The sequence below is a fragment of the Flavobacterium aurantiibacter genome (assembly GCF_002251775.1).
Taxonomy (GTDB): Bacteria; Bacteroidota; Bacteroidia; order Flavobacteriales; family Flavobacteriaceae; genus Flavobacterium; species Flavobacterium aurantiibacter.
In genome coordinates this window covers 1-13,154 of sequence record NZ_NOXX01000141.1, presented here as the reverse complement: position 1 = coordinate 13,154, position 13,154 = coordinate 1, and the positions used below count along the sequence as shown (strand labels likewise).

The window sequence follows — 13,154 nt, the reverse complement described above, 5'->3', positions numbered from 1 at the left end:
TTTATCTGTTTTCTGACCGCAATTTTTAAATCGAACTCAGGTTCAAAACGCGGTGCAGAGTAAAATATTTCGCGGCGGTTGCGTCTGTTAAAAGTAATTTCACTAAAGATTAACGGAGAATGTTAAATTACTCCTAAAAGTGTTTAATCTTCTTGAACAAAAGTTAAACAAAAGAATTTTCTTTTCTAGTTTTACTCCATCAATAAATCAATAACTATGAAAAATTTACGAAAATTTGCAGCCATTGCATTAGGTGCTCTTGCACTGACAACGTTTAACTCGTGTGATGATTCCGATTCAAACGGAGAAACAAGAAACATTGCTGAAATCGCATCAGCAACTCCAGACCTTAGCATCTTGGTTCAAGCATTAACAAGAGCAGGATTGGTTGACAATGTGAGTGGCAATACCAATTTAACTGTATTTGCACCAACAAATGAAGCCTTTCTAGACTTTTTAGAAGCGAATAACTTTGAAACCCTCGAAGATGTACCGGTACCTCTTTTACAAAAAGTATTGTTAAATCACGTTGTTGCTGGTTCACTCCGTTCAAGTGATTTGCAAACTGGTTATGTAAAAACGCTTTCAACAGGAGCAGCTTCTACCACTTCAAACATCTCAATGTTTATCAATACAAACGGTGGTGTTGTATTAAATGGCGGTGTTCCAAACGGCGGAGCAACCGTTACTACACCTAACATCGCAGCTCGCAACGGTGTTATTCACATTGTTAATAGTGTGATTAGCGTTCCAGATGTGGTCGATTTAGTGTTGGCAAATCCAAACTACAGCTCATTACGTGATGCGTTAACTCGCAACGATCAGCCAGATTTTGTTAGCTTATTGAGAACTCAAGTTGGAACTGAACCAGCCCCTGTAACTGTATTTGCACCTGATAATGATGCGTTTGCAGCTTTATTAGGCGAATTAAACGCTCCAAACTTAGCAGCTATCGACGGTGCTACATTGACAGCAGTATTATACTACCACGTAGTTGCAGGTGCTAATGTGCTTTCAGGAAGCTTGCAAAACAATCAGCCAGTAACAACTGCTGGCGATGGGATTTTCACCATTCAACTTCCAGCTACTGGAGCTCAGATCACCGACGGAGATAACCGCGTAACTAAAATTGTTGCTACCGACATTCAAGGCGACAACGGAGTTATCCACGAAATTGATCGCGTTTTACTTCCATAATTTCCTTCATATATTTTCTTGGAAAAGCTGCCTTCGGGCGGCTTTTTTTGCTTAAAAACACAAATCGAGATTAAAAGAGTAAGATCCGTAGTGCAAGCGAATTATAGTCGACTTTCTTTTTTTGGGCGCCCGGGCACGCTTTCGCCTTTACTCCTCGCCCATTCCGCTTCGCTACTTGGGCTGTGGGGTACCGGCTCAATCGTTGGCGCGGCAATCGTTGGCGCGGCAATCGTTGCCAAAAAATCGATTTATTGGAAGAATAAGGTTAAGGAAAATAGACATTAAACCAAACGAAATTGCCTAGTGTGAATTTTTATTAAACAATTGATTTAATGATATTTAATTGATGTAATATTGCAATATTACGTTTTAAAAATCGCAAAGCTTCAAATAAAAATTCACTAGCCTTTTCCTGCTAAAACTCAACCGTAAAGCATCGATAAAGCCAAACTGTTATTTTTTGAATGATTTCGGAACGCTATTAAACCTAAATGCGCCCGAAGCCAATAGCCAAAGCAGTCGCAGCAAATCGTTGGCAAAAAATCGTTACAACTGCAAAATCGGCGTTGCACGATGCCGTTCAAAAACTTACTTTTGCGCATGCAACACAACGTACTTATTTTAGATTTCGGCTCGCAATACACGCAACTAATTGCGCGCCGCGTTCGCGAATTAAACATCTTTTGCGAAATTTTTCCCTACAACCAACCGCCTGCAAATCTCAAAGATTTTAAAGCTGTAATTCTATCTGGTTCGCCGTTTTCGGTTCGTGCCGACGATGCACCGCATCCCGATCTTTCAGAAATTCGCGGAAAAGTGCCGCTACTTGCCGTTTGCTACGGCGCACAATATTTAGCACATTTCAACGGCGGAGAAGTGGCGCCATCAAACATCCGTGAATACGGCCGTGCAAACCTGTCGTATCTCAAAGAAAACGAAGCGTTTCTCGCTAACATCCCCGCAAATTCACAAGTGTGGATGAGTCATTCCGACACGATAAAATCTTTGCCAACAAACGGCGTTCGCTTAGCAAGTACACACGATGTTGAAAATGCAGCGTACCGTATCGAAGGCGAGCAAACCTACGCCATTCAATTTCATCCGGAAGTGTATCATAGCACCGACGGCATGCAAATGCTAAAAAATTTCTTAGTAGATATCGCGAAAATCGAACAAAGCTTTACGCCAAACGCCTTCGTCGAAGAGATTGTTGCCGAATTGCAAACTAAAATCGGTTCCGATCGTGTAGTTCTTGGACTTTCGGGCGGTGTCGATTCTACCGTGGCTGCCGTTTTACTCCACAAAGCCATCGGTAAAAATCTGTATTGCATTTTTGTAAACAACGGACTTCTACGCAAAAACGAATTCGAAAACGTGCTCAAACAGTACGAGCACATGGGCTTAAATGTTAAAGGTGTTGATGCCAGCGCGCAATTTCTCGATGCTCTTGCCAGAATTAGCGAACCGGAAGCCAAGCGAAAAGCCATCGGACGCGTTTTTATCGAAGTATTCGATCAAGAAGCGCATAAAATCGAAGACGTAACTTGGCTGGCACAAGGCACTATTTATCCCGACGTAATCGAATCGATTTCGGTAAAAGGACCGTCGGCAACCATAAAATCACACCACAACGTGGGCGGTTTACCCGATTACATGAAGCTCAAGATTGTTGAACCACTTCGAATGCTTTTCAAAGACGAAGTTCGTCGCGTGGGGAAAACCTTGGGAATTGATGCTGCGCTACTAGGGCGTCATCCGTTTCCAGGACCAGGCTTGTCGATTCGCATATTAGGCGATATCACCCGCGAAAAAGTCACCTTATTACAAGAAGTCGATGCAATTTTCATCGACGGCTTAAAATCCTGGGGCTTGTACGACAGTGTTTGGCAAGCCGGCGCTATACTGCTTCCTGTAAATTCGGTTGGTGTTATGGGCGACGAGCGCACTTACGAAAAAGTAGTAGCATTACGTGCAGTGCAATCAACCGACGGAATGACCGCAGATTGGGTACATTTGCCGTACGATTTCTTAATGAAGATAAGCAACGAGATCATCAATAAAGTAAAAGGAGTAAATCGCGTGGTGTACGACATTAGTTCAAAACCACCTGCAACCATAGAATGGGAATAGTTTTTGCCAATAAGTTTAATATGAAAAAAGTATTGTTTGTATTTGTTTTGTACTTTTCGCTGTTCTCTCATGCGCAAAGTATCAAAAAACATCAGGTAAAAGCGGGTGAAACCGTAACCTCAATAGCGAAAGACTACAAGGTAACTCCTGCCGATATCTATCGCTTAAATCCAGATGCTAAAGCCGGACTTAACCCCGAAATGACATTACTCATCCAAACAACTTCAGAAACAAAAGGTAAGGTCGATACACCTAAAAAAACTGAGGAAACTCCCAAAAAAATCGCTGAAAAAACGCATACTGTGAGCAGCGGCGAAACCATTTACAGTATCGCCAAAAAATACGGGACATCTGAAACTGAACTCTTAGCTGCGAATCCAAACGCAAAAAATGGTATACAACCGGGCGACGTACTTGTTCTTAAAGCAGAAAAAAAGAACGGTAAATCAGTTGAAAAAGCAACACCAAAAACCGAAACCAGCTTTCACATCGTAGAACCGAAAGAAACCAAATACGGCATCGCCAAAAAGTACGGCATGAGTGTTACGGATTTGGAAGCCTTAAATCCGGAAATTAAATCGGGTTTACAAATTGGTTTTCGACTAAAAATAAAACCCGGAACGTATGTAGAGCCCGAACCAACACCGGCTCCGGCTCCTGAAAAACCTGTCGAAAAAGAAATTAAAAAAACAATCACGGTCGCTCCAAAAGAGACACTTTACGGACTTTCAAAAAAATACAAAACAACAGTCGACGAGCTTATTGCATTAAATCCTGAATTGAAAAACGGCTTGCAAGAAGGCATGTCGCTCGTAATTCCCGATGAAGAAAAATCAGAACCAAAAAAAGTTGAAATTAAGTCGGCAAATAAATCTGTAAAGCTTGCGGTATTGATTCCTTTCAATCTAGATAAAATCGATGCAGATTCTATTCCGATGGTTACCAATAAATTGAAAGCAGATCGTTTTCTAAATATGACGCTCGATTTTTACAGCGGTGTCGCAGCAGCCATCGATTCATTAAAACAAGACGGTGTAACTGTCGACGTAAGTTACTTCGATAGCGGCGAAAGCAAACAAAGTTCGAAAGTTGCCGAATTAATTAAATCCGAGAACTTGGCTTCGTACGACGCCGTTATTGGTCCGTTTTACCAAAATCACGTCGAAAAAACCTGCGAACTCCTCGCAAAATCAAAGACGTTGGTCGTTTCGCCTTTAAGCAAAGATTACGACAAGAAATTTAAAAATTTGGTGCAAACCATGCCCGATTCAAACGTGCTTCGCGACGAGACTTTGGAATTCCTTTATGAAAAAGACGCCAAGATTTTAGCGATTGTTGAACCGAAGAAAGTAGCACTAACCAACTACCTAAAAGCCAATTACAAAGATATCGTCTTCATTCCGCTTACCGAAAAAGGTGGTGTTACTAAAGAATTGATTCAACCACTGCTCCATTCCACGAAAGTGAATTACATCATTTTCGAGAGCGAAAGAACAGGCTTAGCACTTAACTTTATTAATGCGTTAAATGCACTGGCGACTACGCATAAAGTAACGCCGGTAACGCTCGACAAAAACGAAACCTTTGATTACGAGGAAATTTCTATCGAAAAATTAGTAAAATTGGGCTTAATTACACCTTCAGTAACCACCGAATTAACCGAAGATGTACCGTTTCGTGCCGCTTATCGCAGCAAGTACAAAAGCAACCCAACGCAATTTGCCATTCGCGGTTTCGACCTGACCATCGATCTTGTAAATCGTTTAGCAACTACCGAAAATGAGAAAGAGCTGTTTCAAGGCGAAACCAAAGGACTCGAAAACCGATTCAAATACGAGAATACCAAAACAGGTGCGCGCAATTCCGGCATTTACATATTGCAATACCAACCCGATTTAACGGTTAAAACCATAAACTAATGACTAGCAAAGTAACTTATCAAGGACAGTTGCGAACCAGCTCGTTGCATCTTGCTTCGGGTAACGAAATTACCAGCGATGCGCCAATCGACAATCACGGAAAAGGCGAAGCTTTCTCACCTACCGATTACGTGGCCAATGCTTTAGCTGCATGCATGTTTACGGTTATGGGCATTAAAGCTACCGAAATGCAAATCGACTTGGCGGGCAGCTACGCAGAGGTAACTAAAATCATGGCTGCAGAACCGCGTCGGATTGGCGAAATCGTCGTTGAAATGTATTTACCTCAAAATCTGGATGACAAAAGCAGAATTATTCTCGAACGTACTGCAAAAACTTGTCCGGTTCATCATTCTTTACATCCCGATTTAATTCAGAACATTCGTTTTCATTATACTTTGTAAATGTTGGATGCACCCAACAAACAGCACTTACTAGAATTGGCGCATGCTAAAATGCCGTTCGGAAAGTACCAAGATCGCTATTTGAGCGAACTGCCCGAATACTATTTAGTTTGGTTTCAACAAAAGGGATTTCCGGCTGGGAAACTCGGACAACAACTGCGCGAAGTCTTGGAAATCAAAGTAAACGGACTCGAACCGTTGTTGCGAAAATTAAGAGCCGATTTTCCAAAAAAATAGCTCCGAAATTGTGTACTTTTGCCACGTTTTTTTACGAAACCGCAACTACAACACAACAACTACATTATCATGAATCAAACCAAGTACGTCTTTGTTACCGGTGGCGTTTCCTCTTCATTGGGGAAAGGTATTATCGCAGCGTCGCTTGCTAAATTACTGCAAGCGCGCGGGTATCGCACGACGATTCAGAAATTTGACCCGTACATTAACGTTGATCCTGGAACGCTAAATCCGTACGAACACGGAGAATGTTTCGTTACCGACGATGGTGCCGAAACCGACCTTGACCTCGGACACTACGAACGTTTTCTCAACGTACCAACTTCACAAGCAAATAACGTAACCACCGGACGCGTATACCTATCGGTTATCGAAAAGGAACGCCGCGGTGAATTCTTAGGAAAAACGGTACAAGTGGTTCCGCACATTACCAACGAAATCAAGGAACGCATGCAATTGCTTGGAAATACCGGCAATTTCGATATCGTTATTACGGAAATTGGTGGAACGGTTGGCGATATTGAATCGCTGCCCTACATCGAGTCGGTGCGTCAATTGGTTTGGGAATTGGGCGAGTCGAACGCTATTGTGATTCATCTTACCTTAATTCCGTATTTGGCTGCGGCAGGCGAGTTGAAAACCAAACCAACTCAACACTCAGTTAAAACCTTAATGGAAAGCGGAATTAAAGCCGATATTTTGGTTTGTCGTACCGAGCACGAACTATCCGACGAACTCCGCAGCAAACTCGCACTTTTCTGCAACGTGAAACGCGAAGCTGTAATCCAATCGATTGATGCTTCAACAATTTATGAAGTTCCGAATCTCATGTTAGAAGAAGGACTAGACGTTGTGGCGCTACGCGAATTGAATTTACCACCAAAGTCGATTCCGGATTTAAAGAATTGGAATGTATTCTTACACCGATTAAAAAATCCGAAGCATGTGGTAAATATTGGTTTGGTTGGAAAATATGTAGAATTACAAGACTCGTATAAATCGATACTTGAAGCTTTTATTCACGCCGGAGCGGCAAACGAAACGAAGGTTAATATCGTTTCCGTACATTCAGAGCATGTTGACTCACATAACGTAGCCACAAAACTTGCCGGACTCGACGGAATTTTAGTCGCACCAGGTTTTGGAGAACGCGGAATCGAAGGAAAAATCGAAACCGTACGTTACGCGCGTGAGAAGAAAATTCCGTTTTTGGGAATTTGCTTGGGAATGCAAATGGCGGTTATCGAATTTGCACGAAATGTCGCCGGACTTAAAGATGCCAATTCAACCGAAATGAACCGAGGAACGGCATTTCCTGTCATCGATTTGATGGAAGAACAAAAAACCATCACTGAAAAAGGAGGAACCATGCGTTTAGGTGCGTGGAAATGTGAATTGAAAGAAAATTCTCTGGCAGCAAAGATTTACAAAACAACTGCCACTTCGGAACGACACAGACACCGTTACGAATTTAACGGCGATTACCAAGAAGTCTTGCAACAGCACGGCTTAGTTACTTCGGGCGTTAACCCAGATACGAACTTGGTAGAGATTATCGAATTACCCGAACATCCGTTTTTTATTGGTGTTCAATACCATCCTGAATATAAAAGTACCGTTTCCAATCCGCATCCGCTATTTGTAGCGTTTGTAGAAGCAACGGTCAAAGCAAAACAAAAGTAACTCACGATTTTTTATCAATGGAAGAAAAAAAGTTAGACCTCAACACCATCATCGGCTTCGCCTTAATTTTCGGCTTGCTGTTTTGGATCATGTATCAAAATCAGCCTACAGCGCCCGAAGCTTCAACTAAATCAAAAACCGAGCAAGCGTCCACAAAAGCTTTGCCAGCAACAACTGCTGCTGCAACCACAGCAGCCGACAGCAGTGCGTATTCGCAGAAATTTGGTGTATTTGGAAACAGCGCTGCCCTAGCCCAGCAAAATGCCAAAAAAGAAGTGCAGCTCGACAATGAGGTTCTTTCTTTGAAAATTGCACTTAAAGGCGGACAAGTAACCGAAGCCACTTTGAAAAACTACGAGCGTTTCAAAAAAGGCAGTGGCGAACTTGTTCGTTTGATTCAAAACAACAATGCGAACTTCAATACGAAGTTAATCACGTCGGATAATAAAATCATCAATACGGCCGATTTATACTTTGAACCACAATTACTGAAAAGTGGTGATAACCAAATACTTTCGCTAAAAGCAAAAACAGCAAACGGCGGTTTTCTTGAGTACCGTTATAGCCTAAAACCAAAAGATTATTTGGTTGGCTTCGACCTAGTTTCACAAGGATTAACCAGCGTTTTGTCGCCTAAACAAGCCGTGGAACTCGAGTGGAATTTGAAAACGTTCCGCAATGAGAAAAGCGTTTCATACGAAAATCGTTATGCCGAAATCTACTATCAGTATGAAGATGACAAAACCAGTTACGTAGGTCAAGGCAACGATGCTACCGAAAATCCGGAATCTGTGAAATTTGTAGCATTCAAACAGCACTTTTTCTCAAGCATATTGTTAACAGACAAACCGTTTGCAAAAGCCGATCTACTATCAAACAATCTCGTGAAAGACGAAGAAGTGGATACGCTTTTCACAAAAGATTTCAAGGCTAAAATTGCACTGAAAGCCCAAGCGGGCGAGATCAACCAAAACATGCATTGGTATTTTGGTCCGACTGACTACAAATTGCTAAAAACGTATGAACGTGATCTGGAGTACATTGTTCCGCTTGGTTGGGGGATTTTCGGATGGATAAACCGTTATTTCTTTATTCCGGCATACGATATATTATCGGGCTTTTTGGCACAAGGTTGGGCTATTATTTTGTTCACCATCTTAATTAAATTGGTGTTGTCGCCCATTACGTATAAATCGTTTTTATCTCAGGCGAAAATGAAAGTGTTGCGTCCGGATATTGCCGAACTGAACGAGAAATTCAAGAAAGATCCGATGAAGCGCCAGCAGGAAACCATGAAATTGTATTCGAAAGCGGGCGTAAACCCAATGGCAGGTTGTATTCCGGCGCTGTTACAAATGCCGATCTTTTACGCCTTGTTCCAATTTTTCCCGGCTGAGTTAGCTTTGCGTCAGCAAGGATTTTTGTGGGCAAACGACTTATCTTCGTTCGATGCCGTTGTACAATTACCGTTTTACATTCCGCTGTACGGAAATCACATTAGCTTATTCCCCATTCTTGCATCGATTGCCATTTTCTTCTACATGAAAATGACTACTGGCGATCAGGCCATGCAACAACCGCAACAAGAAGGCATGCCGGATATGGCGAAGATTATGAAAATCATGATTTACATTTCTCCAGTTATGATGTTGATTTTCTTCAACAACTACGCATCGGGCTTGAGTTTATACTACTTTGTTTCTAACTTGCTTACTATTGGAATTATGTTGGTTATCAAGAATTATATTGTAGATAACGATAAGATTCACGCACAAATTCAGGAAAACAAACAGCGCGAGCCAAAGCAGCAAAGTAAATTTCAGCGCAAATTGCAAGAAATGATGGAAGCTGCCGAAGCTGAAAAAGCTAAGAAGAAGAAATAATTATTTTTAGAAGTTAATCTAAACTGCTGCAGTATGACTCACTTATTCGGAACATTTTTACTACTTTTAGCGACTTAGTACCAACAAAAAACGCATGAATCCATTACAAATTGAGAGTTTACGAGAAGCGTTAAAACATTCGCCCGATAACATTCCGTTGCGACAAATGCTGGCAGAAGCGCTGTTAGCGGCGCGAAACTATGCAGAAGCCGAAGACGAATTTCTTGAACTTTTAAAACGAAGCAGCAGCGACAAAATTAAGTTTGGCTTAGCACAAGTTTACTTTGCGAAAGAAAATTACTCGGCTAGCAGCGTTATCTTGGAAGAGCTTTTTAGTACCAATACCGATCCGGCCATTGCGATACTCTACGCTAAAACGCTTATTGAAGAAGATGCAATAAGCAAAGCTATTGAAGTTTATCAGAAATCGCTTCGCTTACATCCGCATCATACCGACGACGAGCTCGATCAATTTTTGCGAAACAGCAGCAATGATTTGGATTATTTCGAAAACGACTTAGAAGGCGACCGCTTTCACTTTTTGGAAAAACCCGACATCAGCTTTAAAGATGTTGGTGGCATGGATCATGTTAAAAAAGAGATCGAACTAAAAATCATCAAACCACTTTTACATCCAGAACTTTACAAAGCTTACGGCAAGAAAATCGGTGGAGGAATCTTGCTTTACGGTCCGCCGGGCTGTGGAAAAACTTACATTGCCAAAGCAACTGCCGGCGAAGTGCAAGCTAAATTCCTAAACGTAAGCTTAAACGACATTTTGGACATGTGGATTGGCAACAGCGAGAAAAATTTACATGAAATCTTCGAATTAGCGCGTAAAAATCAGCCATGCGTGTTATTTATAGATGAAATCGACGCATTAGGAGCTAGTAGAAGCGACATGAAAACTTCGAGCAGCAGGCACTTAATCAATCAGTTTCTTCAAGAACTCGACGGAATCGACGGATCGAACGAAGGCGTACTGGTTATTGGCGCCACTAATGCACCCTGGAGTTTAGATCAGGCTTTTCGCAGACCGGGTCGTTTTGATCGCATTATATTTGTTCCGCCGCCGGATGCGCAAAGTCGCGAGCGTATCTTGCAAGTCAAGCTGCAACAGAAACCAACAGAAAAAGTTGATTTGGTAGCACTTGCAAAAAAATCAGAACACTTTTCCGGTGCCGATTTAGATGCGGTTATCGATATCGCGATTGAACAGAAGTTAGAACAAGCCTTTGTAGATGGAATTCCAAAGCCGTTGAATACCAACGATTTGATTGACGCGCTCAAAAAGCACAAACCCAGCACTCAGGAATGGTTTGCCACCGCAAGAAACTTCGCTTTATTTGCCAACGATTCTGGCTTATACGATGATATTTTAAACTATCTGAAAATCAAAAAATAACGGCATGGAAGAATTCGTTTTATCGAAAGTTGAAGTTTTACTAGAGCAGAAGAAGTATGCTGAAGCACGAAACATGCTGGCGGATTTATTGCGACAAGATCCAAATAACCCGCAGTATCTGTCGCTAATGGCGGAATTAAATCTGCAACTCGACGAGTATACCCATGCGGAAACGCTGATTAATCAAGCTATTGCGCAACAGCCGGATAATCCGCATTTGTTTTATATAAAATCGCGAATTGCCTCGTTGCAAAACAAATTAAATGACGCTGAAACAAACATTCAACAAGCGATACAACTAGATCCGTACGATGCCGATTACTTTGCCATGGCTGCAAGCTTCAAGTTGGCAAAAAAAGACTTTGAAGGTGCACTAGAACTAGCGAATCAGGCCTTAGCTATCGATGCAGAAAATTTACTGGCATTAAATATGCGAAGTACCGCGCTAACGAAGTTGGGGAGAAAAGACGAATCATTTGAGACAATCGAATATGCGCTTCGTGACGACCCGAACAACTCGTATACGCACAGTAATTTTGGTTGGGGACTCTTAGAACAGGGCAATCACAAAAAAGCATTGGAGCATTTTCGAATTTCGCTGATGAACGATCCGAGCTCTGAACATGCTCAATCAGGCATGCTCGAGGCCATAAAAGCTACAAATCCGATTTATCGTGCCTATTTGAGATATGCTTTCTGGATGGCTAATCTGCAAGGAAAACTACAATGGGGTTTCATCATTGGCTTTTATCTAACGCAAAGAGTATTACGCAGTCTTGCAGATAATAATCCAGCACTTTCGCCTTACATCACGCCGATTTTACTCGTTTTAGTGCTATTTGCGTTTTCAACTTGGATTATAAATCCGGTGAGCAACTTGCTACTGCGGTTTCATAAATTCGGACGTTATTTGCTTGACCCACAAGAAACTAAGAATGCAAATTTGGTGGCTATTTGTGCAGGAATTGGCTTAGTTGGTCTGCTGCTGTTCATTATTTTGAGAGAAAACGGATTTATAGCATTGGCGATTTTTGGTTTCAGTATGATGCTTCCTTTGGGGCAATTTTTCTCGACTTTGCGGTATAAAAAAATCTTGCAAGTTGGCGCGATTATTATAGCCGTATTTGGTTTGCTTGCCTTAGTTTCGACTTTTTTAACAGGCGAAATCTTTAATGCATTAACAGGAATTTACGCAGTACTTTTCATCATTTACCAATTTGTAGCGAATAAGATAATGATTGACGAGCAAAACGGAAATTAGTTTTTCTGGGCGTTCTGACGGCATACGTTTGGTTGGAGTTCATCGCCGCCGTTGGGCTTTCCGCTGCGCACGAGGCTTTAACAGAACTGACAGAAAGTAACCCTAACACGAAAATCGGTACTATACGTTTAGTTCTCATTTTGTATTTGATTGTAAAGTTGGCGAAACCTACTCTTGGAATTTTGCTTAGCTTACTTGTGGCCTAAATAACTCACGGATTTCATAGAATATTAAATCTAACATCTCGTAAAATCAACAACTATCTTCAATAGTTATAATTTTGATTTTAAATATTTTAATCGAGGTAATATTGCAATATTATGTATGAATTTTCGCAAAGCCGAACTTTCATTTAATTGGTTCCGATACCTTCAAAATCAATAACCTTATCGTCTTACTACTCCCATCTTAATACTGCCTCAGACAATTGACCATATGCAGGTTAGATTTAATTTAAACTTTTAACAAGAGATTTTTGTTTCTTTACGTCATACCTTATTTGCTGACCATGCTATTCGACTTCAATTTTAAAAGCACTACACTGCTGTTTTGCTGCTTTCACGCCACATTGTTCTCCGTTTTGTTACTTACAAAAGGGGCTAGAAAGGGAGAGAAATCGAGTATATGGCTCAGCATATTCACTTTTCTTGCAGCCTTATACATCTTGCCGTTTGCATTGGGTTACGCGGGCTGGTACTCAAGAAATCCGTATCGCGAATTTCTATTTTATGTTCCTTTCCAACAGCTATTTCTATTTCCAGTAGTTTTGTATTTCTACTTTCAAACGCTACTAGACAAGAATTTCCATTTTTCAAAAAATCTAGTGTGGCATTTTGTTCCCGCGATACTCTATTTATTGTATAACATTTTTATCTTCCTTGCCGACAAATTCTATTTCGGTTATTCGCACTTTTATGCCAACGGTCGAGATAAGGATTTTGATAGCTGGTATCAAGTTGCGGGGTTTCTGTCGCTTGCTACGTACTTAATTTTAGGAGTAATGGACATTTTTTAGGCTATTTTTTAGACGTTGCT

General features: G+C 41.3%; 10 protein-coding genes. All 10 read left to right on the top strand.

From position 1 onward, the window contains the following. Positions 1-216: 216 nt before the first annotated feature. On the top strand, positions 217-1,197 hold the full coding sequence (locus CHX27_RS02925) for a fasciclin domain-containing protein (RefSeq protein ID WP_094485271.1): 981 nt from the start codon (positions 217-219) through the stop codon (positions 1,195-1,197). A gap of 600 nt (positions 1,198-1,797) precedes the next feature. Then, positions 1,798-3,327, top strand: coding sequence for a glutamine-hydrolyzing GMP synthase (gene guaA / locus CHX27_RS02910; protein WP_094485268.1), 1,530 nt, complete (start codon positions 1,798-1,800; stop codon positions 3,325-3,327). A 20-nt stretch (positions 3,328-3,347) separates the two neighbouring features. Next, on the top strand, positions 3,348-5,246 hold the full coding sequence (locus CHX27_RS02905) for a LysM peptidoglycan-binding domain-containing protein (RefSeq protein ID WP_165764420.1): 1,899 nt from the start codon (positions 3,348-3,350) through the stop codon (positions 5,244-5,246). Beyond that, positions 5,246-5,650, top strand: coding sequence for an OsmC family protein (locus CHX27_RS02900; RefSeq protein ID WP_094485266.1), 405 nt, complete (start codon positions 5,246-5,248; stop codon positions 5,648-5,650). Before CHX27_RS02905 ends, CHX27_RS02900 begins: the two co-directional genes overlap by 1 nt. Continuing rightward, positions 5,651-5,887 carry a DUF3820 family protein gene (locus CHX27_RS02895; RefSeq protein WP_094485265.1) on the top strand — a complete coding sequence of 79 codons (237 nt, stop codon included), beginning with the start codon at positions 5,651-5,653 and terminating at the stop codon, positions 5,885-5,887. A 69-nt stretch (positions 5,888-5,956) separates the two neighbouring features. Further along, positions 5,957-7,570, top strand: a complete 1,614-nt coding sequence (locus CHX27_RS02890) for a CTP synthase (protein ID WP_094485272.1) — start codon at positions 5,957-5,959, stop codon at positions 7,568-7,570. Between the two features lie 17 nt (positions 7,571-7,587). Further along, positions 7,588-9,453 carry a membrane protein insertase YidC gene (gene yidC / locus CHX27_RS02885; protein ID WP_094485264.1) on the top strand — a complete coding sequence of 622 codons (1,866 nt, stop codon included), beginning with the start codon at positions 7,588-7,590 and terminating at the stop codon, positions 9,451-9,453. Positions 9,454-9,547: 94 nt separating this feature from the next. Beyond that, entirely contained in the window at positions 9,548-10,858 is a 1,311-nt protein-coding gene (locus CHX27_RS02880) for an ATP-binding protein (RefSeq protein ID WP_094485263.1), read from the top strand. Positions 10,859-10,862: 4 nt separating this feature from the next. Further along, the gene (locus CHX27_RS02875) at positions 10,863-12,119 is read left to right on the top strand and encodes a tetratricopeptide repeat protein (protein WP_094485262.1); all 1,257 of its coding nucleotides are present in this window, start codon (positions 10,863-10,865) and stop codon (positions 12,117-12,119) included. 580 nt (positions 12,120-12,699) lie between these two features. Then, a complete protein-coding gene (locus CHX27_RS02870; RefSeq protein ID WP_133063401.1) occupies positions 12,700-13,134 on the top strand; it encodes a hypothetical protein in 435 nt (144 codons plus the stop codon). The last annotated feature ends 20 nt before the right edge of the window (positions 13,135-13,154 follow it).